Genomic DNA, 24,900 nt, shown 5'->3' with positions numbered 1-24,900 from the left:
AGAAAATATGCGGTTAAGTTAATATAAAACAGGAGGAATCGATTTGGAAAATTGTAACAATTTAGTCCGTTTGGCGTAAGACACTTTCATCGATACACATGAATGCCCAGAGGTGTCCATCGAGATCCTGGAAGCCATGACCATACATCCAGCCATCATCCTGCTTGCCATTTGGCGTCGTTGCGCCCGCCTGCACCGCCCTTCTTACCATTTCATCAACGCTTTCCCTGCTCGAGGCAGACAAGGTAATGATGACCTCGGTACTGTATTTCGCGTCAGCAATCTCTTTGCTGATAAAAGTCTGGAAGAACTCCTTTACCAGCAACATCACGAAGATGTTCTCTGCGACGATCATGCAGGTTGCCTTCTCGTCCGTAAACTCATCATTAAATTTGAAACCCAGTTTTGTAAAAAAGGCAATGGCTTTTCCCAGATTTCTGACCGGCAGATTAACAAACATATTTGTGCTCATAACTTGGTGTTTCGGGTTTAGCTTACAAAGCTAAACGCAGCCAGGAAAACTATAGCTGTGTAAACACGACAATATCAGGGGCCATACGCGACAATACTGATAAAATCTCATACCGGAAAGACCACTACACAAATGATCAGCAGCAGGATTATTGCAGAGGCCAAAAGCTTATTGAAGCATACGGATTGGGACGTAGCCGAGATTGGCTATTGTCTTGGATTCGATTACCCGGCACACTTTAACAACTACTTCAAAAAGAACACAGGACTTAGCCCTTCCGTTTTTAAGAATCACAATTAGCATCTTTTAAGAATCACAATTAGCATCTGTAAATTCTTTGATTTTTGTAATTACTCCACGAAAAGTGTTGATTCCTTATGGAAGGTCCAGACCTGTCGTTGCCCCATTCTTGCAATCACGAGAGAATAGTTATAGTCTGATTCTTCTATTTCAAGTATTTCCCCTAAATTGACAAGCTTGTCCCCGACAGACAAATCTGCCATTTCCAAGGCCTTAAATATGGTTTGCTGTTCCAAAATAGTATTCATAAGAGCGCGATAATTAATAAAAGTTTTTATTTAAAATTTTTAATTAATATCCAAAAATAAAGAATTTTATCAAAAGTAACCAATAAATTAAGTTAACCTACTTGTTTTAAGTTGATTATAGAAAACGCATGTCTAAAGAAGTACAGCTCATCGTATTTGTAAACCGTTTTACTAACATTGAATATTTTTTGTTTTATTTATTTTCTGAAGGCGTTGAACCAGCAATGAAAAGAATTCAATAATCCTGGAGTGCCTGCTACAGGTTTTCTCCAGGATTATTGAATCTCAGGGTTTACAAGCCGTTACTTTTTTCTTTCGTAATACATAACAATCGACGCCTTTTCAATCGTGTTGGCCCACAAATTAAAGCCTGCTATTGCAGGGTTGGTATCTGCATTTACGCCTGGCTGATCTGTCTTTAAAGCATAAACAGTAAATATGTATCTGTGCGGACCGTGATTTAGCGGCGGACAAGGCCCACCAAATCCCTTGATGCCATAGTCTGTGATGCTCTGAATTGCCCCTGCAGGCAATAACTTACCGTCAAGGCTACCAGCGCCTGTTACCAGTTGCTGCTCATTAGCCGGAATATTGAAAACAAGCCAATGCCAAAATCCGCTACCCGTAGGGGCATCAGGATCATAAACAGTTAAGGCAAAACTTTTGGTCCCGGATGGTGCATTACTCCATGACAGCTGCGGGGAGAGATTGTGGCCATCGCATCCAAACCCATTAAATTCCTGCTTTTTTGTACCCTGGCCTCCCAGGTCATTACTTTTTAAAGTAAAAGTTTGAGCCTCCGCGCTCCCAAATAACAGGAACAGCGCTCCAATAATTAGTGATATTCTTTTCATACAATTAAAATTTGTACAAAAATAGCCTGCAGTACCTTTAGGCAGGGATTGACGAAAGTTCAAAAAGTGTTGCTAAAAGTTCAGATTAGGGTTGAAACTGACGTGGTGTAGTTCCATATTCGGTTTTAAAGGAATGAATAAAACTCGATAAGCTCTCAAAGCCCAGTTCTTCATAAATTTCTATGGGGCGTTTGTTTTCCTGAGCGAGCAAAACAGCCGCGAACTGCAGGCGTTGCTTCAGGAACCATTTAGCCGGAGAAGTATGGTAAATCTCTTTGAACTGTCGTTTAAAAGTCGACAGGCTCATGTTACTCAAAAAAGCAAGTTCTTCAACAGAGAGCTTTTTCAGGCTGTTGTTTTCCACAATCTCTCTAAACTGGTTTTGAGTTCCTCCAGGGCGAAGCATAAAGGAATAGAGGAATGAAGTGCCCAGCTTACTGATCAGATAATAAAGCAATTCAAATAGCTTTGATTCCAGAAAATTTGGCAGAAATGACGAGGCAATTTTATGATCGGAAAGAGACTTTACGAAAAACCGAAGATACTCGTCATATTCTAAAACAAGATAGGGCTCCGGACTTGATTTTGTAATCACAAGACGGTTGAGTTTAACGAACTTTTCAAGCACTTGAACATCAAAGAACAACAATAAACTGCGGTATCTATTCTGTACTGTCGTAGTTTCTGTCATCAAACAATTTCCTTCAGAAAGAATCAGGAATTGATTTCCAGTCAGCTTATCGTGCTGTTTTCCATAATAAACCTCTTTACCTCCCTCAATTAAAAAACTGAATAGATTTTTATTTAAAATGATCTTATTTCTGACGGAAGATTCTTCCATATGGTAATCGAAAACGGAGACTCCCATCTCTGGCAGTTCATTTTTAAAAAGATCTGAGGGTATTCGGTACATTTTATAACAGCTATTGTTTCTGGCCTTCCAAATAAAACAAACATCAATTTGATGATGCAAGGTATCATTATTTTGTCGTAAGGTGTTTTTGTTCATGCTCCAGCAACCATTTCTTTCTCCATAATCCCCCACCGTAGCCGGTTAAACTACCATCGGTACCTACCACCCTGTGACAAGGGACCAGAATGGAGATTCTGTTCATTCCGTTTGCATTTCCAACCGCCCTTACGGCTTCAGGACGTTTTAATGTACGGGCTTGTCTCAGATAAGTAGAAGTTTCTCCATAGGGAATCTCCTGCAAAGCAGCCCAAACAGCCTGCTGAAAATCTGTTCCAAGGCCGTGTATGGGCAATAAAAATTCCGTTCTCTTCCCTTCAAAGTATTCCGTCAACTGCGATCTTAAGGTATCAAAATGTCTGTTTTCTCCTTGTACGATCGTCGCATTGAGGTATTTTGCAATGGCCTTTAATTCCGTCTCCAACATCTTCCGATCCGAAAACTCCAACAGACAAATCCCCTGTTCCGTTGCACAGGCAAACATGGTTCCTAATGGCGTTTCCAGGCGCGTCAGGTCTATAATTGCGGAATGCCTGCTCTTCTTCGGGGAAGTCCCGAAAATGGCTTTAAAGGAATCTCCAAAACCGCTGAGCGACTCAAAGCCAGAATCAAAAGCAACACTGGTTACCGATTCCCCCTGCTGTATTTTCTTGAAAGCAGAATTGATCCGGAATGCGCGTTGGTATGCCTGGAAAGTCATTCCATGGTTTTTAAGAAACCAGCGTCGAATCTGACTGGGCTGAATCCCTCTTTGAAGCAAATCCCAATCCTTAAATTTTATAGACGGATCTGCAGCAAGCTCATTTAAAAGGGTTTTGATGAATTCTGGTGTCTCATCCAGCTGTTCCAAAGGATTACAGACCTTACAAGGCCTGTATCCGCTTAGAATGGCTTCTTTCGTGTTTTTGAAAAATGTGACGTTTTCTCTTTTGGGTTTTCGCGCCCGGCAGGTAGGACGGCAAAAGATGCCGGTAGTCTTTACAGCGGTAATAAATGTCCCTTCATAAGCGCTGTCTTTTGCAAGAATGGCCTTATAATAAGTTTCCTCAAGATTCAGTTCCATATGTTAGTTTCTAAATAAAGGGTAAAAAGAGCTTTCCCTGGACACCTGATCCAGGATATTGGAGAATTGATTATTGACGTACCGGAACATAAAACCACCCATACTTAACCTTTTTACACCTAATGCATTTAGTGTCTCAAATGTCGGTAGCTCAGGTAAACACATCACATTTATCGGGACAGCGCTCGCAGCAACCACAGTTCTGATGTCTTCCTCCTTTTGTATACCCGGAATAAAGATGCCGTCTGCTCCCGAGTCCTGGTAAGCCTTAATCCTCTTTAATGTTTCCTGCAATGCATCTTCCTGATTTAAAAGAAAAGCATCAGTTCTGATGTTGAGGAAAATATCGATGTTTTCTGCACGCAACTGTCTTTTGATAAACGCGATTTTCTCTGAAAACTGTTCGATAGGACTCAGTTTCCCTTGATCTTTGAGGTCAGAATCCTCCAGGTTTATTCCTGCAACACCGTGTTCATACAGGTATTTTATATTTTGCACAATGCCTACAGGATTGGCTTCATAACCTGTTTCCAGATCTACAGATAAGGGAATACTGATGCACTTCGCAATTCTTCCCACCATATAAAGTAATTCTCCGAATGACATGTTCTCCCCATCTTCATATCCCAACGACTGCGCAATTGCTGAACTGGATGTCCCTATTGCCTGAAATCCTTTTTTTTCAAATAACCGTGCAGTATTTACGTCCCAGGCATTTCCAAGTAACAATGCCTGCTCCTGATGGTGGAGTTGCTTAAATTTTTCGTAGTTATTCATATCCGTTGTTTTAATACAAAGTAACAGCAAGCCATTCGGCTATACAACCGAAAACTTAACAAGTATTTTTTATTTCTGTTTAGCAAGATGTTTTGTCGCAAATAGTTAATATATTGACTAATGAAGTTGAAACTATAATCAGGAAAACAATATGACGATGAAATTATTTCTAACGACAACCCTTCTTTGTTTTTGTATTTCTGGTTTTAGTCAGCATAACTTTACGATTAAAGCCAACAGCAGTACCCTATCCGGCAAAAAAATCTACTTCGAGATCTTTAACAACCATAACTTTATTCCGCTGAGACATGATTCCGTAACCTTTGAAAACGGACAACTCAAAATAGATGGACAGCTCAACGACTTCAGTAGTGGCGCCGTCTTTTACCTAAAGGATAAAGGAAAGTTTATATCCACCTCTTTCGTAATTGATTCCGGTGAGAATAACATCAATCTGGAATTACTGAATGAAACCTCTAAAATTCTAACCTTAAAATCGGATGTAAAGGGCAATCTCATTTTCGATGAAGTGAACGCGATACCTCTTCGCAAATTAAAAGCAGAGTGTACACCAGTAAACGGCTATTATAATCCATCCAGAGCATTACTTACCGTGATTTTAAATGAACAAAGAATCAAACTGGGAGAATATCCCAACGACTTTGGCAGCGTATTATATTTGTATCGTTTAGGCCGAACGGACCTGAGTGCTGAGTTTGCAAAAAGCATTTTGGAAACGCTTTCCACCTTTAGTGAACCCATGAGAAATTCAGCCTTAGCTAAAAAATTATATAATGAAAAAACACAGCTGATCAATAATGTAAAATCTGCAAAAATTGGAAACCAGGCCTCGGAATTTAAAGTCAGGACGGTCAGCAATCAAATGTTTAGTAACCGGGAACTTAAAGGACAAAACTATCTGATTGTTTTCTCCGCCACCTGGTGTGGACCATGCCAGCTGCAATTGCCTATGCTAAAGAAAATGTATAACAAATACAAAAATAAGGGATTGAAAGTCATCTATTTTAACAATGATGATGACGTGGTACGCTGGAAGAAACATGTCCAGTCCAATAAGCTCGACTGGATCAATGTATCTGAATGTTTAAAGCCGGCGGTAAGTAAAATTCAAAAGTCCTTTGGCGTGTATGCGGTCCCTACCTGCTTATTGGTTAATAAAGCCGGGACAATTGTTTACAATTCCGATGAAATGGATACGGAACTTGATCAGCTGGAAAGCTATTTAATAAAGACCATCAATTAAATGTCATCTTCCATAAACCTCATAAAACTGGTTCCTGAACAGCAGATCCGGATCGTACTTTTTCTTTAATAAAAAGAAAGATTTAGCGGCTGGATAGGCCTGATCCAACTGTTCCTTTGAGGCATGTAAGCGATAAGGTAAATAGTAAGTCCCTTTCAGCGAAATGGCGATGTCTATCAGTTTACCCGTGAGTTCCTTCATTTCTTTCTCCGCCTGAGCACCTTTCTTTTGGTTGAAAAGCATCACAAAACCAAAAACTTCCCCATTGGCATAAGGCAAATAGGTATCCTCATCCTTCCTTACATTCCGGAGGGTTACATTTAACAAATCGACCTTGGAATTGGGTATAATCCCTTTGAGTGCTTTGATAAACATAGCGACAGACTCCCCGGGAATAAAGTATTCATGTAGAATATCGGTATAGTCAGGATCAGTATTCTGGAATACCTCCACTCCTTCATTTTGCAACCTGTTACGTGAAAACTTTTTACCGTCGATCAGCGAACCGCTCATCTTTTCCATCTTCCAGCGCAGGTTCTTCCCATAAGCACTATTTGCGGAACCACGAAAGACTGCCCTTCTCAAAAAGGAATAATTAGTACTATTTACCAGCTTTTCAGGTTGCTCCGAGTCGACCGTATAAGTAGAAAGAATCGCTTCCTCCATAAAATGATCCGGATTCACATTGATCCTTCCATAAGCCATCCCCACATTTCCTTGATGCTTTACCAGCTTTTGAAATTCCCTCAGATAATCTTCACTGCGGATTTCATAATGTTGAACCACATAGTTTTTATTGTCTACGACTTTCAAATTTACATCCAGTATCACTCCAAACAGTCCATAACCGCCTAAAACCAATGAAAATAAGGCTTCATTTTCCGTTCTGCTGCAATTCAATACTTCTCCTTCGGCATTCATCAAATGAAAAGAAACAACCGTGGAAGAAATCGGAGGAGCATCGCATTGCCATCCATGGCAATTCACGCTGATTGATCCACCGACAGAAAAGGAGTTATTCGACTGCATGACTGAAACTGATTTTCCATATCGATCAAGATATGGGATTACCTCAGACCACAATGCCCCTGCGCCTACCTTCAATATTCGTTTACTGCTGTCCAGCTCCATGCCATGAAAGGTTTTCATATCCAGAATAATCCCATCGGGATAAATAGTATGTCCACCCATCGAATGTTGTGCCCCTGCTATAGAAATCTTCTTGCCTTCGGCTTTTGCCTGTTTAATTAACTGAGAAATTTGCCTGGTTGCTGCAGCGATTCCCGGCAGTACTTTAACAACGGTGTCGACCCTGGTTTCATTTAAGCGGCTGGCATCCTGAGCAAGCCCTGTTTTAACCGTTGTTTGGGCATCTTTATCTTTTAAATAAGCATATAAGATGAAACCTACTGGTCTGATTAAAAAAAGGACCAGCACTAAAAGCAGGCCCCAGCAGATTTTGGCAAAAGTGATTTTCATCGCTGAAGGTCCACCTTTCCCTGAACCAGCATCGCATGCAATACTTCGGTAGAAAAACCATGAAGCAATAACCTGAAGGCCGCATCGGTAGTAGGAAGCGGGATCATTGGATGTTTATTATTCAATGCCGTTAATTTTTCCGGGCAATCCATAATCGTGCTGGCATAGATGCCAATCACCTCATCCAGCTGTAAGGAATTGGTGGCCCTCCAGAAGTCATTATCCGTCAGGTAGAACTGATAGACCGGAGTAAATAGTTCTATCGCTGTACCCAGGTCTATAAAATTCGTCCAGCCATCTCTGAAATCTTCAAAAGGAAGCTCTCCTGTAGAAATGGCGCTAAAATCCGGGTGCTCCTTTTTTACAATCTTCAAGCCCTTCTCGGCAATCGCTGTGTTCAGGTTAATGATAAAATTATATAGGTTAAGGTCATGCTCCAGAAACAAGTTATCTTTCACATCATTGACAGATAAAGGCTTTAGAGGATTCATTGGGATATCCTGTGCACCTTCTACATTATCTTTAATGAAACGCAGCACTTCTGAGCCCAGGTAAAAATGACGAAGAATAACAAAGTTTGCCTCCGGTGTGATGAAATACTTCATTCCAAGATACAGGCATTTATGGAGCAATTTCGGAGCATTAATTAAGTTGGGAACGACAATCTTAAAAAGCTGCATTAATATGATGGAGAGTCGTGCAAAAACCTTTGCCACGGGATATAGAAACTGACGGCTCTTCGAGGAAGAATCATAGAGGAAAGCTGCTTTTGCATCCGGATTAAAAGGAACGCTTTTATCCAGATATAAGGCATGCCAATGGCTCGGATTCCGGGGCTCATTCACCATCTTTTCGTAATGTTCTCTTTTATGTAGCATAGCGTTGTGTTTCTTTAAAAATTATCTAGTTCTTCCAGTTGCATGGTGTATAACCTGGCGACCACTTTTGCTGTTTTAACAATTTTCTCTGCCATTTGTTGCGTTAGCAACTCGGATTGAATCGCCTGCTCAAAACGTTCGAAATGGTTGTCATTGCTGTCACTTGATTCATGGTAAATGAAAAAGGAAACCTGATCCTTATCCAGCTGAAGCTGTTGCTGAATGGCCCTGCCCCATTTCCCCGAAACCCTGTTCCCCAGCCCTTCAATGATAAACATACCACCCAACAGGTCAAACGGATTCGGTTGACTCGCCCTGTGGAACATAAAGGCACTGAGCGCTTCACTTCCGATGTTCTTAATGCCGGTCAGGATTTCCTCTTCCCGCCCACCGCAATTGATATAGTTTTTCTCCAGAATCTGGTAATCCCGGTGTTCATCAGAAGAATGCCTGATAAAGGCAGACCTGACAGGGAAATATTCCATACTTACATTGGAAGCCGCACGGGCAATCCATTGAGAACCGTCTATCACCTGCTGACGCAGGTTCACCAGCAGTCGCTTGTACTCTTCTAAGGTTAAAGTTCCTTTAAAGATCTTTTTAACGACCGGAACCTGCTGTAATCCCCTTTCAAAATCAAACCAGACTCCGGTCAGCTGACGCACCAGCCATTCCTGTACAGGTTTCTCCTGGACCCTGATTTCGGGAGCTTTGATCTCTGCGATCTCTTCTGTATAGCCGGAAGCCCCGGCCACAGTTCCTTCCCGAACGGTCAGCATCATATATCCTGTAATAAACCGCCCGCTTTCAGGCACCATACATAAGATCTTTTGTCCTGCTTTGAGTGCGCCACTTTTCATCAGTTCATCCAACATCACGAAGATGGAAGCAGAACCGATATTTCCTACCGTATATAAATTGCTAAACCATTTCTCTGCCGGAATCTCTATACCTCCGTTTTTCAGGAGTTCTACAATTTGTGGTTTAAAATGATGAGAAGAATAATGACAGACCAAGCGGTCAATATCTTCAGGCTGAAACCTGCCTTCGTCGATGAGTTCAAAGAAGCGTTGTATTCCCAGTTTAACAATATTGTCGACCTGCTGCATGTCCTGTTTCAGATTCAGTGCCCCTGCAAAATTGGCTTCGCTAATCGTGTCGTAATCGAGCCAGGTTTTTAATACGCTGCCATCGCTTTCTTTATTCGTTCCGGTATACATACAGACTTCATAGGCATGCGCATAAGATTTCAGGTCTATCCATTCTATTTCCAGTGCGAGCGCATCACCAGGCTCGTCCTGCAGCAGCATTGCTCCTGCTCCATCACTCAGCATCCAGCGGAGGAAATCTGTTTCCAGAGGAAGCGTAGCCCCTTCCACTGCAAAAGCCTGCTGACCTTCAAACCGCTTGGATTTGAACATTCTGCTGGGTAACTCCGCCGCACAACAAACTGCATTCCGGACCGTTTCCGATTTCACCTGAAGATAGGCATTCTGGATGGCCATCATTCCCGCGGCGCAGACACTCTGATGTGAGGCCAGACCGCATCTGCCAATCCCGCTTTCCGCATGTACCATGCTTGCAAAACCAGGTACGGGCAGGTCGCTCTGCGTCGTTGCGGCACTCAACATCTCTACTTTTGCCGCATCGAGATGGCTCCGTTCCATACAATTCTTTACCGCCAATCCAGCCATTTCATAAGCTTGATGCGTTGTCTTCTGATCTGTATCCAAAGCATAATGACGGTTTTTAATGCCATTTTTCCGTAGAAAGATATCCTTCGTACGGGAATGTACATTATTGATCTTCCCGAGGTAATCCTCCATCTCTTCATTGCCTACCGGTTCATTCGGCAGGAAGCTTCCCGTGGAGGTGATGTATACTTTGTTCATGAAATATTTTTTACAGTAGTGTTAAAAATCTTGTCCAGCCAGGGCAACAAGAAACCCAGGTTACCTTTTCCTTTTTTATGGTGCATGCTATGGCGATAGGAAAATTTCAATAGATGTTCGGGGGAATGCTGACTAAAAAAATCATAGTTGCAATGGCCCAGCAAGTTGATGATCAGGCTCATCACCGGTAAAGATAAAATAGCCAATGCCTGAAAGGGAAAAATGAGTAAAGGAAATACGATCACTGTGCCCAGTAAAAAGGCTTCTATCCAATGAAAACTGAAAGTGGAAAAGACAGTCGGTTCTTTAGAATGGTGGTGTACTTTATGAATATGCCGCATCATAAACCGGGTGTGAAGTAAGGCATGGGAAAAGTAAAAATGGATTTCGTTCCAAAAGAATAAAGCAATGATCTGGGGCAACAGCCACCAGTTGAGCTCATAGCTGATCTGAAACCAGCCTTGCTTGATTCCCTGCTGAATAAGTATCCCCTGCAGACTGAATACGAGAATGGACCGCATACTTTGCCCTATTTCCTTTCTCCGTTGTCCGGCATAAAGATGATGGTTCGCTACTTTTGTTAAGCCTCTTTTACGAACGAGGTACCGGAATACCAAAATCCCGGTACCGGTTACAGACCAGTACAGCACATTAAAAAAGAGCAATAATGCTATAAAGGCATTATACCAGGTTTCAAACACCCAACTGAATATGGCTTCAAGCATTTTCTAAAGTAGTAAAAATATGGTTTGATTATCTCCGTTTCTTTTTAAACGCAAGTAATTTTTCTGTTCCTGCGATTTGTACAAACCCATTTTTAAGTAACACTTTTTGTGAAGGAAAGTTTCCCGGAGCAGTCTTTGCAATTACCGCTTCCACTACTTCATCCTGAAAAGCCCAGTCGACCATGGCGCGGATGGCCTCTGTAGCATAGCCTTTTCTTTGTTGTTGCTGGTCGATCATATAGCCCATTTCTACGATTCCGTTTTCATCCGCATGGCCTATAAAGCCAATTCCACCAATGGTGATGTTGGCGGCTTTATCGACAATCTCCCAGTTGGTATACCATTGATATCGCTTCGGATGTGTTTTCGTTTTTGGGAGCCAGAAGTTGACAAGGGCATCATCAAGTTCTACCTTATAGGAAGGATCGACTTGCATTTCGGATATATTTATTCCCAGCGATTGTTCCATTGCAGGCCTGCTAACCTGACATAAACGTAATAACTGGTGAGTTAAGGGGATTAATTTTAACCGTGTAGATTCTATAAAAAACATTGGAATTTCTTGATTTTAAAACAATAGAATAACTGCTTAATCAGAGATTAAGTCATTGCCTGTAAAGAGCAGGCTGTTGTTACGCAATTTCAGGCTGTGTGGTTTGCCCGGTTAAAATCAGATACATCAAAAAGATATTTTTTTTCAATGATAAGAAATATCCCTAAAAAAACGAAGTATTATTTTACATTTTATGGTTAGTCAATAAAAATCAGGAGCTTTTTGGGAACCCGCATTTAATGTGCAGGTATAGAAACAGGATAAAAGACAATAGCCCCGCATATAGCAGGGCTATTAAATTATTTTCCTTCATTTACACGCTTGGCCCATGCATCCATTTTTTGTTCTAAAACATCCAGAGGCATTACACCATCCTTTAAAATCTCATCATGAAAGTCGACAATCTTAAACTTCGCGCCCAATTGTTTTTCATATTTTGCACGCAGCTCGCGGATCTTCAAAGCACCTATTTTGTAAGACAAAGCCTGTCCAGGCAACGCCATATAGCGTTCTACTTCTGCAGTAGCCCCTTCTTCGCTGATGGCTTGATTGCTCATCATATACTTGATCGCCTCTTCGCGGCTCATGTTCCTGGTATGAATGGCTACATCCACCACCAAACGTACTGCGCGGTGCATTTCATCACCCAACGCACCCATATATTGATACGGATCAGTATATAAGCCCAGTTCTTTACCTAAAGACTCTGAATATAAGGCATAACCCTCACCCATCGCACCATACCATGCAAAACGTCTGAATTTCGGCATGTCTTTACTTTCCTGCTGCAAAGAGATCTGATAATGATGACCCGGGATGGCCTCATGAAGGAACAAAGATTCCATTCCTGAAGTGATGTTAAATTTAGTAGCATCCAGAATAGGAATGTAAAAAATCCCTGGCCTTGATCCATCCGGAGATCCGGGATTGTATTCCGCACTGCCAGAAGCTGCCCGGAATGCTTCGGTCTGTCTGACTTCAAAAGGAGTCGTAGGTACCTTATTGAACAATTTCTGAAGCTGAAGCTTCATCTTATCATGAATGGCATTAAAGGCCGTGATGATCTCTTTGGGCGTTTTATAGGGCGTAAATTTCGGATCTGTTTTCAGGTAGGTAAAAAACGCATTTAAATCGCCCTTAAAGCCAACCTTATTTTTAACGCTATCCATTTCTGTACGGATCCTTTTTACTTCCGACAATCCGGTCTGGTAGATCTCTTCCGGGGTTTTATCGGTCGTAGTCCAGTATTTCACACTGTAATTATAAATTTCTTTTCCACCCGGAACCGAAGAAATACCTGAGGTAGACCTGGCCTTAGGCAGGTATTCATTTTTAAGGAAAGTGCTGAGTTTCTGATAAGCAGGAACCAGTTCTTTTAAGATCGCCTGCTCGTACAAAGCGGTGATTTTTGCTTTATCTGCTGCCGAAATTTCTTTAGGCATATTTTTAACCGGATCGTAGAACAAGCTTTTCTGCGCATCTGTAACAATCATCGCATCCATTTGTGGAATTATCTTCTCTACCAAAGGTTTTGGCAAGACCATCCCTGCAGCTATTCCATGTTTGAAGTTGGCAATGGCGGTGTCCGTCCATACGCTAAACCCCTTTACACGTCCCAACCAATTCTCATAGTCTTTTAAATTTTTGAAAGGTTGATTTCCTGTGCCTGAACCCAGCTGTCCCATGGTTAATGGCAACGAAAAGAACTGTTGTACAGGAATCATCCAGGTATTCAATTCCAGACCTTTCAGTTTCATTTGAAGATCGTACTTGAAAACATCATAACTGAGTTTGTCATTGTCGTTCAGTGCCTCGCGGTCAAACTGCTCCACCTGTTTCAGATAATCCTGATAAAAGCTTTTCAAGGTATCCCGAAATGCCTGAGTTCCATCATTCGGCAATTGATCATTATAACGGTTATCCCCTTGTGCAGTCGCATCCAACGGGAACAATTTGGAATTCTTTTCCCAATAGGAATCGAATAGGACAGCAATTTCTTTTGAATCTTTCACTGTTTCTGAGGATTTGTTTTTACAGCTGGCCAAACTAAAGACAAAGGCTGCACAAAGGACACCTAATTTATTCATCCTGAAAATTAGCAATTTTATTTTAATCTTTAAACCTAAGGACAAATACTCCATCCCCCCTATTCAATTTTAATCCCGTTTTAATCCGGCTTTAATCTCCCGCAATTAGCTTTGCTCAAACCTAAATGAAATGAATATGGTGTTACTTGAATTCTTAAATATGGGCAGTGGGGAAATTATATTGATCCTGGCTGTTGTCTTGCTATTGTTTGGTGGTAAAAAACTCCCTGAACTTGCCCGGGGACTAGGCAAAGGAATCAGGGATTTTAAAGATGCTTCGGAAGGCGTAAAAAGAGAAATTCACCGGAACATAAATGTGATCAACGCGGATGATGAACCCGCCAATAAGGAAACAAAAGAAACGGTTGTTCCTAAAACCTAAGTTAATTATGCTACATACACCACTACTTGCCGCACTCGGCACACAAGAAATTGTCGTTATCCTACTGGTTGTACTCCTGCTTTTTGGAGGAAAGAAAATTCCTGAACTTTTGGGTGGCCTTGGGAAAGGAATCAAAGAGTTTAAAGACGGGAAAGACGGGGCTGAATAATTGCATGGTTGCCGGCCGGGACCTGTCCAATTCCTGTTTTAGCTATACAGGCTCTAACCACGCTCTATACTCGGTCTATACTCGGTGGTGACCCGCTTGGAAGCGTGTTAAAGGCGGTTAAGCAGCTTGTGTAAAACGGGCTTAAAATGAGTACTCCCGCAAGCTGGTACAGGCTTGCCAAAAGCAATACTTTAAGAAAGAAAGCTATTCCCGATTTTTCTTATTTTTGAGAGAAAAACCAGGTATCAAATGAGTAGCTCTGCCTTAATTTTGGTGATCACTGCGGCAATATTGCATGCGGTATGGAACCTCATCACCAAACAGGTGAATGGCAAGCTGGCATTTCATCCTCACAGGCATATCAATCCTGGCAACGGCCTAAATTATTTGGTAAAGCTGTCCATCAGTTTCATGGACAATATCGCCTGTTCGGCTGAACAAGGATTTTCTGCCTGGTCCAGAAAATAAGCGGTTACTTTTTCAATCATTGGCTGCTGTACATGTTCCAGGGCTTCAAAATCAAAGACCTCTGTTCTTCCTTCTTTGATCAGTGTCACCTTATTCCCAAATACAGGAAAGCTGATCCTTCCATTGGAACCGATAATTTCGCAGACATCGGTTTTATCCTGCTCAGAAACAGAGAAACACCAGGTTCCGGTAAAGACCACACCATTCTTAAACAGAATCTGTCCGGTTACCAGATCATCTACCTTTGCGCTGCCCGACTGGTTCAATGAGAAGCCTGTAGACTGATCAAATTCTCCAAAGAAATAAACCATCAGGTCCAGCTGATGAGGAGCGAGATCATGGAACAAACCTCCACCAGAAATGGCTGGATCTAACCTCCAGTTGCTTTCCACATTTGCAATCAGATCGGATTGCTGAGGTTGCAGCATCTGCAAGCCGGCGAAACGGACATCCCCAATAATACCATTTTCAAGAAGCGATTTGATCTTTAAGAACATGGGCTGGGCACGACGATAATGGGCAACCGTAAGTTTGGTATCGTAGCGGATCGATGCCTCTTCCATCCTCAATCCCGATTCCGCATTCAAAGTCATGGGTTTTTCTACGTAAACTGGCTTTCCGGCAGCAAGGGCAAGTTGGCAATAGGCTTCGTGTTGGGCAGGTGGTGTCGCAATATAAATCGCATTGACCTCGGGATCATTGATCAGCGCTTCCCCATCAGCATACCATTTTGGCACCCCATGTCTGAACGCATAATCTTTTGCCTTTTCTGCATCTCTGCGCATCACGGCAACTAAAGAGGACTTAGGTACTTTATTAAAAGCAGGTCCGCTTTTAACTTCTGTAACATCTCCACAACCGATCATACCCCATTTTATTTCCTGCATATTTCAACTTATTTTCTCCGCGAAAATACGAATATCGATCAGAATTAAAACCTGATTTAGTGTTTGAGTTTTAGCAGATAGATATCCGCCTGTAGCTGATCGCTGTCATTATCCTCACACAATAGAAAGGAAATCTCCCCCTTTTCTTTATACTGTAAAGTCAATCCTTCAAATTTATGGCGGTCAGAGATCTGCTTAGTGAAATCGATATTCATTGTCTTGACGTCTATACAGCCGATAACACTCCCTAAAACTTCTCCGTCATTATAAGTAGAATTGGTGTTTTCAGCGGCTGCCAGAAAATAAAGTTTATCCCCGACTTCGATGGCATCTGTAAAACCAGTCCGGATACCTTTAATCTCAGGAAGCTGTAAGGTTTTAAATGTGATTTTAGCATCACCAGATAACTGCTTATCTGATACGGTAAAAACAATGTTTTGTCCGGAGTTTCCATTTCCACGGTTAAAGAAATACCAGCAATCTCCGGCATGAACCACACCTTCAAGGTTGAAATTTTCTGCAGTCAACCCCGACAAAACCTGCATAGATTTGTACAAGGCGGATAAATCCTTAACCGCGATGACTTCTTTGGTATTTGCATTTAGCTGCACCATTTTGTTCCTGTTTTCCGTAGAACCAGATCCAAAAAGATAAAATGAATGGTCATAAAAAGCAAGCGCTTCAAAATCTGGTTTGAGCTTCTTTGTGATGTTCTCTGCAGGGTTTTCACTTAGCGGGTAACGCTTCAAAGCAGAGGATTTGAGCTCATATTCATAGAAATAAGCACTATTATCCCCAATAACATGAAGCGAGTTGTCTTTTAAAAATAAACCGGATGCAGAACCTATTCCTATAATATGGAACAACAGTTCAAGGGTAAACTTATACATTGTTTAATCTAACGTTTTTAGAATTTTTGCCGCATTTTCATTGTTCGGATTCAACTTCAACGCTTTAAGGTAGTTTTCCTTGCCCAGTTTTTTATCGCCATTGGCGAGGTAGGCCTCGCCTAAACTGTCATAGACATCATGATTGTCCGGATAAAGGAAAGTGTTGACTTTAAACAGGTCGATCGCTTTCTTTAACTCCTTAATCCGTAGCAAACGGTAGCCCATATCATTGATGTATCGCTGTTCGACGGTATGGTAGTCCGGATGCTCTTTTTTCATTTGCTGATAAGCCGCAAGTGCCTGATCAAACTGCCCCTCCAAAATAAATTCATAAGGCACTCTTTCATTTGCTTTCAGTAAGGGGTTGATATATTTAACGGAATCTGTTCCCCATACCAGAGCCAGATGTTTAGTTTGGTCAGCAGGATTAATCACCACTTTAACTTTATAATCGGAACTGCTCAAAGTCACAAACGTATTTTCTGCGATTTTAAACAACTGCTCAGGTTCTTCAGAATTCTTGCTCAAAAAGAGCTTTCCTCCATCCCCATAAACCTTCATCAGGTCATATCGATCCGTCCGGTAGCGTCCTGACAGATATTCAAGGTTTTCTTTGCTAATTTCCAGTTTTTGATACACCGGCGGCACATAGCCAGGCCAGTTATAGGTCTCAGCTACAGCTCGGGTCAGCTCGTCAATCAAAGGAGGCTGGTTGCCATTGGTCAGTACCACCACCCCATCGCCGCTATCCTTAGCCGCGGTAAGCCGACTCGAAAAACCTTCATTCCAGCCACCATGGCCAAAATAACGATCATTCCCTTTCTTTTCCAGGAAGATGCCCAGCCCCTCGAATTCTTCGATAAAAGGACTGACCATTTTAACGGCCATCTCCTGCGACAGCACCTTTTTACTTTGCCCTTTTAGGGTTAACTGTAAATCTATGGCAAACTTTGCCAGGTCCTCTGCAGTGGTCCATAAACCTGCAGGAGCCATTTCTGGATAAGTATGTCTTTTTCCTCCCGTTTCGCTGCGATCAGGAAGATATCCTGTAGCTGCAAATTTCAACCTGTCTGCCGGTAGCGGCTGATTGTAACTGCTATTTTTCATCCCCAATGGGCCCAATACCAATTCATTCATGAGCTGCGGAAAAGGTTTTCCTTCCAGGTCGATCAGCATTTGCTGCAATATGCAATAGCCCCCTCCGGAATATCTGAACGTCCCACCAGGTGCTTTATCAACGCGGATCGCCGGAGAATTTGCCGGCTTCAATCCATCTAAAACCTGTACCAGTGTCGGTACTTTATCCGTCACCTGATAGCCTGCAAAGCCACCTACACTAAGCCCTCCGCTATGGCTCAGCAAATGCTTGATGTTCACCTTCTTCTCTTTGGTAAACTCATTATCCGGAAGCTTCCAGGATTTAAGGTAACGGTTCACATCTTCCTCCGCATTGATCTTTCCAAGTTCAACCTCTTTCAATACCGCGTAGGCACTAACCGGTTTGCTGATCGAAGCCGCCTGAAACAAGGTCTGGTTCGTAACCGGCTGTTTACTCCCGCGATCCATTACGCCATAACTCTTTGCCCAGACTACCTTTGAATTTTTAATCACGGCAATACTCAGTCCCGGAACACCATAATGCTTCATTCTCCCTTCAATCGTCCATACAGAATCCCCGGCAAAACGATTGGCCGTCCTCAACCCGCTTTCTACTTTTTTAATCTGCGCTTTCGTCTGGCTATCATATTGTGCATAAATAGTTGAACATTGTAAGGAAATGAGCAGGAATAAACCGAATACTGAAGTGTTTTTTTTCATCTTTGCAATAATTATGACAACTGGCTGTTAAAGAAAGTAAACTATGCCAATATAGCTAAATTAGCTCAAAACAGACCGCCGGTGAATTCCATTAAAACAGCAATTGTGGATATTTGTTGATATATATTATTACCCAATATCACTATATTCAATTCTTATTTGATACTTAAGATTAAAAATGACGACTAAACCTACTTTTTGGCAACGCATAGGCATTCAGGATTGGTTCTTAAATGACAACGGAACCAAATCATCTGCCAAGTTAAAACCACTTACGCCCAACATCGTTTATAAATATATCATTCAGCAATTTCAGGAATCTATTGCCGAACTCTCCTTCGCGGAACGCATTGTCTTTTTTCATGAATTTATCATTTGCCTTAACGCGGATGATTACCGGGAATTTGTAGACAATAAAAAAGGGATATTAGGACTTGTGGCACAGGAATCTGTAGATAACTTCTATGTGATCCTGAACAAACAGGCTGCTACAGGAAAGAAAGTAGAACCCTCCAGCAATAAATGGGTTTTCCGCTTCGTGTCCCATCCGGATTACCGTCGCGGGGACATCAGCTTTATCGGGAAACTATTACCAGACAGCAACCTGAAGGACGAGAACCTGAGGGTGACCTTTATCCCAAGACAAACAGGTCTGGCCCAGACTTTTGACATGGACAATGACCTGCTGAAAGATTTCATCTTTTACAGCGAGGGTTATTATGAGATCCCTTACATGGCGGATCTGAAAATGCCTGATAAGGCGCCTGTTGAAAACAAAAAGACAAACGTTCTGGCCCGTTTTGAAACTACGCTACCCAATAAAGCCTATGCGGGTCAGAAGTTAGAATACCTGATGAGGGCAGAAGATATTGTCATCTCCGGAAACGAAGAAACAAGTGAAGGTGCTCATATTTTCAAAATCCCCTCAGAATGGGTAAACAGTCCGCACCTGAAAATCCATTACAACAATGCCGAAGATAAATTCTACCTGGCCTCTTTTGGAGAAAAAACAATAGTAAATGAAAACCTGGTAGAGCGAAGTGACATTTATGGTCCTAAATGGATCGAACTTCCCCTCAATTCAAGGATGATACTCAACGGAATTATCGGCATCAACATTTTTAAACCCTGATTTATGTCGCATGCTTTATCAATAGCGTTATTAGTACTGTGTGTGGTCTTACTGATCGCACATTTCAACGACATTAAAAATTCGCCCAAATAGAATGGACAATAATTATTTTGGAATAACTGACACTGGAAAAGTTCGTGACAATAATGAAGATACCTTTATTGCAGAACGCACATCAGACAATGACTTTGTAATTGCCTGCGTTATAGATGGTGTTGGCGGATATTCAGGAGGTGAAATCGCAGCAGACATTACCAGAAAATCGATCCTTCATCACCTGGCGCATCCTAAAGCGGATTTACCGGGAGTGATGAAAGAGGCCATCCTTGCTGCTGATGCACAGATTATCTTGGAAAAGCAACGGGTAAAAGGGCACGAAAATATGGCCTGTGTATTCACACTGGCGGTAGTTGACCTTCATAAAAACAAGCTTTATTATATTCATGTTGGAGATACGAGGTTATACCTCCTGCGCGACAATTCATTGATAAAGATCTCTAAAGACCAGTCTTTTGTAGGCTTCATGGAAGATTCCGGACGCCTTACCGAAGAACAGGCGATGCAACATCCTAAGCGTAATGAGATCAACAAAGCCCTGGGCTTTGGTATGGGAATGGCCGGTCAGGAAGATTACCTGGAAACGGGCGAATCTCCTTTTCTTCCGGGAGATCTCTTGCTGCTTTGCAGTGACGGACTATCAGACATGGTCAATAGCCAGGAGATGATTCGCATCTTAACAATGGACAATTCGATAAAAGAGAAAGGTGCTCAGCTGATCAATGCCGCGAATCAAAACGGAGGCCTGGACAACATTACGGTCGTACTGGTAAAAAATGACAAGCAATCGTTAGTACATGAGGCGACTAAGCCTGCGGCGAAATCAAAAAAGAGCGTCCCTGCCCCTGTCGTTGTTGATCATGCAAGCCCTCCACAAGCGCAGCCGCTTCAAAAGCGCAATAAGAATACAGTTGCCCTGCTCAGCGGACTTTGCCTGATTCTATTGGCTGCCTGCGTTTATCTATTTTGGCAGAAACATCAATTGTCAAATCCTTCCTTACCAGTTAAGACGGTGCACAGCAGGAATGCTCAGGAACTCAAACTTCAGGATGCCTTGAATAACCTCAAAGGAAATACGCTGACTTTAACCGATTCGGTATTCAAATCACCAATCATACTCACAGAATCTTTACATTTTACGAAAGACTCCCTGTTCCTGATTGCTAAAAATCAGATCGTCATAAAAAGTGATTCTGCTTTTCGGGGAAATGCCATGATCATCCAATCGGCAAGCTCCTATGTTTACCTGGAGAACCTCACGTTTGAAGATTTCAATACGGCCATCTCCTCGCAAAATAATGCATTGGTCTTAAAAAACATACAATTCAAAAACTCACCTAATGCCATACAGACCATTTATGAGCTGCCGGCAAAGGGATATATCAACGGAAAAATATCACGCAGTTCCTTTAAGGCTGATTCTATTCCCAATACTTCCAAATAAAAAATATGGGAGAAATCACACCTACCACCGGAAGCAGAAAAACAGAGCGCAAGCTCCTCCTGTTATCAGCAATCATATTAGGAGCGCTTTTCATTACGCTTTTCGGGACGCTGCAGAAAGGATTTGTCGACGTAGATTCCAGGCTGAAAAATGGAACTATGGTCAATATCAATGATAAAAACCCTGGCCAGCTCATTAAAACACTTTTAGAAAAAGGTTATTATTTTGAGGATAAAAAGGACATTGCACTCATTTCAGCTGTAGTTGGCAGAGGAAGCAAATCCTTTAAAGAACCGATCGATAATGTAGGGGAATTGAATAAGCGCAGGTTTTTTATTGATGCGGATGAAGCTTTCAATAAAGGTGGCCAGAACTTTAAAAAGAGGGTCCTTGATTCCCGGGCATTGTTAGGCTATACCGGAGAGGACTCTGTGCTCTTTAAAAAAGAAAGTGTCAACCCAACTGTGCTAAAAGCGGAAATAGCAGTGAACCAGGGACAATATGATATTTCCGGAAAAGTAATCGATACTGCCGGGAAGCCGGTATACGGGGTCTTGATCAAACTGCAGATGATTTTGCCGCAGGACAGCACTGATAATGATCTGGAGCTGGCAAAACCCGCCTTAAGGACCTATGCCAGAACGAATGCGGAGGGTTATTTTGCTTTCCAAAAATTACCGGATGATCAGGCATTTTCCATCCTCCCTATGCAACCGGGATATCAGTTCGGGAAATCACAGGGCGTACAGGAATTGCAGAAGGATGCCAGTTTTGTCTTTAAACAAACATCCCATAGTATCCGTCTTTTTTCTGCACGTGATTTTAAAATCCTGAAAAAGGAAAAGTCCCTGATTGTACGAAGTACGATGGACTATAACCAATGGTACTGGATCATTACGGGATGCTTTTTCTTAGGGTTCTTTCTGCTGCACCTGCTGATGAGCATTAAATTTCCGCAGGCAGATCAATTGATCCTGCCCGTAGTGATGCTCATGACCGGTTTGTCGTTCATTACCTTGCTCAGTTTACAGGATCCGCTTAGAGATCGTTTTCTGGCTAAAGATACCCTTGCGTTTTTTGGAATGGGCATCCTTGGCATGTGCATCCTGCTTTTTATTAAGTTCCGCAAGTTTACCGTTGATTCCCGCATTTACAGAATGCTGGTCCTCCCTAAAAACAGCGGTAAAGCGAATGGATGGCAATGGGCAGGTATGGCACTGGCGCTCCTGGCATTGACCATCGTATTTGGAACAGGCCCGGAAGGCAGTGGCGTAAAAGTGAACCTGTTTGGCGTGCAGCCGAGTGAAATCGTCAAATATGCAATCATTCTCTTTCTGGCCGGATTCTTTGCCAGCAATGAGAAATTCATTACAGAATACCGTACCTGGAGAAAACGCTGGTATTTCTTCTCTTTTGCCCTGGCAGCAATGGCAATTGCGATTTTGCTGTACCTGGTCCTTGGAGATCTTGGACCGGCAATGGTGATCTGTTTTACCTTTATCATTCTGTTTTCTTTCTCCCGTGGAGATTTTATGATGATGATCATCGCCATCATCACTTATACGCTAACGGTATGGTTTTTAAACATCTGGCTGGCCAGCTTAATCACCGTATTATTGGTAGCCCTGGCGATGCTGCTAAATAAGAAAAGAACGAGCGAATCGGCAATGATGATCATCATGGTCATTGCAGGCTTCCTGCTGATCGATCAGATCCCCTACCTGGATCAGCTCATTCCCGGACCGGTAAACCGTCTTACAGAACGTAAGTCGATCTGGCAGGACCCCTGGAACAATGAAGTATACGGAGGTGATCAGGTGGCAAACGGAATCTGGGCGATGTCCGGAGGCGGCATCACAGGTCAGGGTGCAGGTGAAGGTTTTGCAAAAAGCATTCCTGAAGCGCATACCGACATGATCCTTCCTGCAATAGGCGAAGATTTTGGATGGGCGGGCATCGTAGCGGTGTTTATCCTCTTTCTGGTCTTTTTAAACCGTGCCATCAATATCGGCCGGCAAACGGGAACGCCTTTTCTGTTTTATTTATGTTCCGGAATTGGCATCAGTATGTTTGCTCAGTTTTTACTGATCGCAGGTGGTTCAACCGGTGCTTTGCCGCTATCGGGAGTAGCCCTCCCCTTTATCAGCTATGGCGGTTCTTCGCTGGTCGCAAATATGCTGGCCGCAGGATTGTTATTGTCGGTCTCTTCCATCCGTGGCACAGCCGTTCAAATGGAGTTCATCACCAAACAACAGGATAAAAATCTTGTTCCTGCATTGTTATCTGCAAGTGTTGCAGTGCTGCTGCTTACGGTAACGGTGTCCAGATACATTGCCAACAACAAAAAATGGGTGGTACAACCTGCCCTGGTGGCAGACCGGAGTGGCTTACGCATGTTCAGCTACAATCCCCGTATTGCCATCCTCATGAACAAGCTGGAAGCAGGTCAGCTGTACGACAGAAACGGACAGGTCCTGGCTACGAGTAATCCGGACCTGATTAGAAAGCAAGAGGATATGCTGCATGAATCCGGACTGAACTATAACCTGGATTCCGCAGTTCATAAAAGAGTAGACCGTTATTATCCTTTCGAAGAACAAGCCTTTTTCTGGGTTGGTGATGCCAATACCGGCGTGTTCAATGGAAGCACAAACGGCTATTTTGCGGAGTATGAACATGCTGCCGAATTGAGAGGTTTCCATACGCCGACAACATCGTTTAATACCGTCGCCAACCGTTACCATGAAGATCGTTTTCTTCCAAGAGGTGTGAAAGAGATGACGGTGAGCAAAAGAGATTATAAGGCATTGGCCCCGCTCCTTCTGGCCGGGGTAAACAGCGCCGAGGTTGCGGCCTTTAAAAAGAGAAACAGAGATGTTAAACTTGCGGTTGATGCGAGGCTGCAAACGGCCATCCAGCATTCCATTGCCACTGATGATTCTTTAAAGAAGAGCCGGGTATCTGTGGTCATTATGGAGGATGAAACGGGCGATGTATTGACTTCTGCAGTTTATCCTTTACCAACGGTTAAAGACTGGGATTTACTCACCATGACGACTGCTGAGCAGAACAGGTTATCGGGATGGTATACCAATACCGATCTTGGCTTTACCTATGCGACTCAGCCGGGCTCTACAGCAAAGGTACTGACCGCCATGGCGGCATTTAACAAACTCGGACCAGGAGCGGCCACTAAAACATATACGGTCAGCAGTGCAGAAAGAATCCGGACTAAGGGCATCGAGCCTGATGAAACGGGGACGATCAATATGGAACGCGCTTTGATCAAGTCAAACAACGTCTATTTTATTAAGCTGGCCAATCAGGAACAGTTACAGGAAGATATGGCAGCCTTGTATTTAAAAACCGGGATGTTTTTAAGGGGTGTTGGCGGTTATTATTATAATAAAGGAGCCAACAATGAAAAGCAGGAAAATAAATGGCTGAATTATTGGAAGAAGACAGAGTTTAATACCAAACCGAAATATGATCCGGCCAATATCAGAAAGACGCGTGCCAAAGGAATCTCCGGCATGGCCTGGGGACAGGGTGAACTGATTGCAACACCTGCTGCTGTGGCCAGACTGGCTTCAGGGGTAGCCAACAAGGGTGTCATGGTTCCCAATCGCTTTGTGTTGAAAATCAGTGATTCCCTAACCACAGTGCAACCTGGAATTAAACTGACCAACGACCCTAAGTATGCGGCCCTGCTCACAGACTATATGGTGAAACAAAGCATCAACAAGTCCTATACTTTAGGCCTTAAAGTAGCGGGGAAAAGCGGAACACCGGAAAGGGTTTGGAAAGCAGCCAGGATCAATGACGGTTGGTATGTATTTTTTGCACAGAAGAAATCAGGCAAAGGACATATCGTGGTTTGTATCCGGATAGAGTCTACACGAGGCTCAAGCAGAGCGGTATTGCTGGCGGGTAAGCATGTGGTCCCTGCCCTGCTGAAACTGGGTTATGTGAGTGATTTAGAAGAAGCAAAACCAAAGGTGGTTAAAGCCAAAAGCACGAAGGCCGTAGAAATAGATAGCATCGCTCCCCCGGAAGTGCCTGAAATAGAACAATAGTTAATAAGATTTAAG

General features: G+C 42.7%; 22 protein-coding genes. 7 read left to right on the top strand and 15 right to left on the bottom strand.

The features are described 5' to 3' along the window. Positions 1-61 precede the first annotated feature (61 nt). On the bottom strand, positions 62-472 hold the full coding sequence (locus tag BLQ87_RS30500) for a VOC family protein (protein ID WP_074612681.1): 411 nt from the start codon (positions 470-472) through the stop codon (positions 62-64). A 93-nt stretch (positions 473-565) separates the two neighbouring features. On the opposite strand from BLQ87_RS30500, the gene BLQ87_RS30495 reads away from it, so the two are divergent. After that, positions 566-772: a helix-turn-helix domain-containing protein gene (locus tag BLQ87_RS30495; RefSeq protein WP_317048299.1), complete on the top strand. Its 207-nt coding sequence runs from the start codon at positions 566-568 to the stop codon at positions 770-772. 50 nt (positions 773-822) lie between these two features. On the opposite strand, the gene BLQ87_RS30490 is transcribed toward BLQ87_RS30495, so the two are convergent. The 5 genes from BLQ87_RS30490 to BLQ87_RS30470 form a co-directional block, all read right to left on the bottom strand. Next, positions 823-1,020 (bottom strand): hypothetical protein, encoded by a 198-nt coding sequence (locus BLQ87_RS30490; RefSeq protein ID WP_074612680.1) that lies wholly within the window; start codon positions 1,018-1,020, stop codon positions 823-825. 302 nt (positions 1,021-1,322) lie between these two features. Next, complete coding sequence (locus BLQ87_RS30485; protein WP_074612679.1) at positions 1,323-1,874, bottom strand: YbhB/YbcL family Raf kinase inhibitor-like protein; 552 nt, start codon at positions 1,872-1,874, stop codon at positions 1,323-1,325. Between the two features lie 85 nt (positions 1,875-1,959). Beyond that, positions 1,960-2,787 (bottom strand): helix-turn-helix domain-containing protein, encoded by an 828-nt coding sequence (locus BLQ87_RS30480; RefSeq protein WP_074612700.1) that lies wholly within the window; start codon positions 2,785-2,787, stop codon positions 1,960-1,962. Between the two features lie 67 nt (positions 2,788-2,854). After that, entirely contained in the window at positions 2,855-3,907 is a 1,053-nt protein-coding gene (locus tag BLQ87_RS30475; protein ID WP_074612678.1) for a bifunctional transcriptional activator/DNA repair enzyme AdaA, read from the bottom strand. A 3-nt stretch (positions 3,908-3,910) separates the two neighbouring features. Next, positions 3,911-4,684, bottom strand: coding sequence for an isocitrate lyase/PEP mutase family protein (locus BLQ87_RS30470; protein ID WP_074612677.1), 774 nt, complete (start codon positions 4,682-4,684; stop codon positions 3,911-3,913). 157 nt (positions 4,685-4,841) lie between these two features. Between BLQ87_RS30470 and BLQ87_RS30465 the strand changes: the two genes are divergently transcribed. Then, positions 4,842-5,948: a TlpA disulfide reductase family protein gene (locus tag BLQ87_RS30465; RefSeq protein ID WP_172665000.1), complete on the top strand. Its 1,107-nt coding sequence runs from the start codon at positions 4,842-4,844 to the stop codon at positions 5,946-5,948. A gap of 3 nt (positions 5,949-5,951) precedes the next feature. On the opposite strand, the gene BLQ87_RS30460 is transcribed toward BLQ87_RS30465, so the two are convergent. The 6 genes from BLQ87_RS30460 to BLQ87_RS30435 form a co-directional block, all read right to left on the bottom strand. After that, positions 5,952-7,427: an FAD-binding oxidoreductase gene (locus BLQ87_RS30460; protein WP_074612675.1), complete on the bottom strand. Its 1,476-nt coding sequence runs from the start codon at positions 7,425-7,427 to the stop codon at positions 5,952-5,954. Next, positions 7,424-8,305: a DUF6999 family protein gene (locus BLQ87_RS30455; RefSeq protein ID WP_074612674.1), complete on the bottom strand. Its 882-nt coding sequence runs from the start codon at positions 8,303-8,305 to the stop codon at positions 7,424-7,426. Before BLQ87_RS30455 ends, BLQ87_RS30460 begins: the two co-directional genes overlap by 4 nt. Before the next feature lie 14 nt (positions 8,306-8,319). Continuing rightward, on the bottom strand, positions 8,320-10,197 hold the full coding sequence (locus tag BLQ87_RS30450) for a beta-ketoacyl-ACP synthase III (RefSeq protein ID WP_074612673.1): 1,878 nt from the start codon (positions 10,195-10,197) through the stop codon (positions 8,320-8,322). After that, positions 10,194-10,922 carry a sterol desaturase family protein gene (locus BLQ87_RS30445; protein ID WP_074612672.1) on the bottom strand — a complete coding sequence of 243 codons (729 nt, stop codon included), beginning with the start codon at positions 10,920-10,922 and terminating at the stop codon, positions 10,194-10,196. Before BLQ87_RS30445 ends, BLQ87_RS30450 begins: the two co-directional genes overlap by 4 nt. 28 nt (positions 10,923-10,950) lie before the next feature. Then, positions 10,951-11,358, bottom strand: a complete 408-nt coding sequence (locus BLQ87_RS30440; RefSeq protein WP_172664999.1) for a GNAT family N-acetyltransferase — start codon at positions 11,356-11,358, stop codon at positions 10,951-10,953. A gap of 416 nt (positions 11,359-11,774) precedes the next feature. Beyond that, positions 11,775-13,562, bottom strand: coding sequence for a DUF885 domain-containing protein (locus BLQ87_RS30435; RefSeq protein WP_074612699.1), 1,788 nt, complete (start codon positions 13,560-13,562; stop codon positions 11,775-11,777). 136 nt (positions 13,563-13,698) lie between these two features. Between BLQ87_RS30435 and tatA the strand changes: the two genes are divergently transcribed. Together tatA and BLQ87_RS30425 are read left to right on the top strand one after the other, a co-directional pair. Further along, positions 13,699-13,944: a twin-arginine translocase TatA/TatE family subunit gene (gene tatA / locus BLQ87_RS30430; RefSeq protein ID WP_143010597.1), complete on the top strand. Its 246-nt coding sequence runs from the start codon at positions 13,699-13,701 to the stop codon at positions 13,942-13,944. Positions 13,945-13,951: 7 nt separating this feature from the next. After that, the gene (locus BLQ87_RS30425) at positions 13,952-14,113 is read left to right on the top strand and encodes a Sec-independent protein translocase subunit TatA/TatB (RefSeq protein WP_074612669.1); all 162 of its coding nucleotides are present in this window, start codon (positions 13,952-13,954) and stop codon (positions 14,111-14,113) included. Positions 14,114-14,496: 383 nt separating this feature from the next. Here the strand turns inward: BLQ87_RS30425 and BLQ87_RS30420 are convergent, their stop codons facing one another. The 3 genes from BLQ87_RS30420 to BLQ87_RS30410 are packed head-to-tail and all read right to left on the bottom strand — an operon-like array spanning position 14,497 to position 18,176. After that, positions 14,497-15,468, bottom strand: a complete 972-nt coding sequence (locus BLQ87_RS30420) for a Gfo/Idh/MocA family protein (protein WP_074612668.1) — start codon at positions 15,466-15,468, stop codon at positions 14,497-14,499. Between the two features lie 56 nt (positions 15,469-15,524). Then, positions 15,525-16,358 (bottom strand): DUF6929 family protein, encoded by an 834-nt coding sequence (locus BLQ87_RS30415; protein WP_074612667.1) that lies wholly within the window; start codon positions 16,356-16,358, stop codon positions 15,525-15,527. Positions 16,359-16,361: 3 nt separating this feature from the next. Continuing rightward, the gene (locus tag BLQ87_RS30410; protein ID WP_074612666.1) at positions 16,362-18,176 is read right to left on the bottom strand and encodes a serine hydrolase; all 1,815 of its coding nucleotides are present in this window, start codon (positions 18,174-18,176) and stop codon (positions 16,362-16,364) included. A gap of 178 nt (positions 18,177-18,354) precedes the next feature. On the opposite strand from BLQ87_RS30410, the gene BLQ87_RS30405 reads away from it, so the two are divergent. The 3 genes from BLQ87_RS30405 (at position 18,355) to BLQ87_RS30395 (ending at position 24,885) form a co-directional block, all read left to right on the top strand. Then, positions 18,355-19,308 (top strand): hypothetical protein, encoded by a 954-nt coding sequence (locus tag BLQ87_RS30405; RefSeq protein WP_074612665.1) that lies wholly within the window; start codon positions 18,355-18,357, stop codon positions 19,306-19,308. Between the two features lie 94 nt (positions 19,309-19,402). Next, positions 19,403-20,809, top strand: a complete 1,407-nt coding sequence (locus BLQ87_RS30400; RefSeq protein ID WP_074612664.1) for a PP2C family protein-serine/threonine phosphatase — start codon at positions 19,403-19,405, stop codon at positions 20,807-20,809. 5 nt (positions 20,810-20,814) lie between these two features. Beyond that, on the top strand, positions 20,815-24,885 hold the full coding sequence (locus BLQ87_RS30395; protein ID WP_083362139.1) for an FtsW/RodA/SpoVE family cell cycle protein: 4,071 nt from the start codon (positions 20,815-20,817) through the stop codon (positions 24,883-24,885). Positions 24,886-24,900: the final 15 nt, after the last annotated feature.

The organism is Pedobacter steynii (genome assembly GCF_900103665.1).
GTDB classification, from domain to species: Bacteria; Bacteroidota; Bacteroidia; order Sphingobacteriales; family Sphingobacteriaceae; genus Pedobacter; species Pedobacter steynii.
The sequence above is the reverse complement of the archived record's forward strand: the minus strand, read 5'-3'. Positions and strand labels throughout refer to the sequence as shown.

Bases quoted from the DNA above. Each gene is read 5' to 3' on its own strand.
- BLQ87_RS30460 (WP_074612675.1), bottom strand. From the start codon at position 7,427: ATGAAAATCACTTTTGCCAAAATCTGCTGGGGCCTGCTTTTAGTGCTG.
- BLQ87_RS30395 (WP_083362139.1), top strand. From the start codon at position 20,815: ATGGGAGAAATCACACCTACCACCGGAAGCAGAAAAACAGAGCGCAAG.
- BLQ87_RS30415 (WP_074612667.1), bottom strand. From the start codon at position 16,358: ATGTATAAGTTTACCCTTGAACTGTTGTTCCATATTATAGGAATAGGT.
- BLQ87_RS30435 (WP_074612699.1), bottom strand. From the start codon at position 13,562: ATGAATAAATTAGGTGTCCTTTGTGCAGCCTTTGTCTTTAGTTTGGCC.
- BLQ87_RS30440 (WP_172664999.1), bottom strand. From the start codon at position 11,358: ATGCAAGTCGATCCTTCCTATAAGGTAGAACTTGATGATGCCCTTGTC.
- BLQ87_RS30400 (WP_074612664.1), top strand. From the start codon at position 19,403: ATGGACAATAATTATTTTGGAATAACTGACACTGGAAAAGTTCGTGAC.
- BLQ87_RS30500 (WP_074612681.1), bottom strand. From the start codon at position 472: ATGAGCACAAATATGTTTGTTAATCTGCCGGTCAGAAATCTGGGAAAA.
- BLQ87_RS30405 (WP_074612665.1), top strand. From the start codon at position 18,355: ATGACGACTAAACCTACTTTTTGGCAACGCATAGGCATTCAGGATTGG.
- BLQ87_RS30450 (WP_074612673.1), bottom strand. From the start codon at position 10,197: ATGAACAAAGTATACATCACCTCCACGGGAAGCTTCCTGCCGAATGAA.
- BLQ87_RS30465 (WP_172665000.1), top strand. From the start codon at position 4,842: ATGAAATTATTTCTAACGACAACCCTTCTTTGTTTTTGTATTTCTGGT.
- tatA (WP_143010597.1), top strand. From the start codon at position 13,699: ATGGTGTTACTTGAATTCTTAAATATGGGCAGTGGGGAAATTATATTG.
- BLQ87_RS30480 (WP_074612700.1), bottom strand. From the start codon at position 2,787: ATGTACCGAATACCCTCAGATCTTTTTAAAAATGAACTGCCAGAGATG.
- BLQ87_RS30420 (WP_074612668.1), bottom strand. From the start codon at position 15,468: ATGCAGGAAATAAAATGGGGTATGATCGGTTGTGGAGATGTTACAGAA.
- BLQ87_RS30410 (WP_074612666.1), bottom strand. From the start codon at position 18,176: ATGAAAAAAAACACTTCAGTATTCGGTTTATTCCTGCTCATTTCCTTA.
- BLQ87_RS30455 (WP_074612674.1), bottom strand. From the start codon at position 8,305: ATGCTACATAAAAGAGAACATTACGAAAAGATGGTGAATGAGCCCCGG.
- BLQ87_RS30475 (WP_074612678.1), bottom strand. From the start codon at position 3,907: ATGGAACTGAATCTTGAGGAAACTTATTATAAGGCCATTCTTGCAAAA.
- BLQ87_RS30425 (WP_074612669.1), top strand. From the start codon at position 13,952: ATGCTACATACACCACTACTTGCCGCACTCGGCACACAAGAAATTGTC.
- BLQ87_RS30445 (WP_074612672.1), bottom strand. From the start codon at position 10,922: ATGCTTGAAGCCATATTCAGTTGGGTGTTTGAAACCTGGTATAATGCC.
- BLQ87_RS30485 (WP_074612679.1), bottom strand. From the start codon at position 1,874: ATGAAAAGAATATCACTAATTATTGGAGCGCTGTTCCTGTTATTTGGG.
- BLQ87_RS30490 (WP_074612680.1), bottom strand. From the start codon at position 1,020: ATGAATACTATTTTGGAACAGCAAACCATATTTAAGGCCTTGGAAATG.
- BLQ87_RS30470 (WP_074612677.1), bottom strand. From the start codon at position 4,684: ATGAATAACTACGAAAAATTTAAGCAACTCCACCATCAGGAGCAGGCA.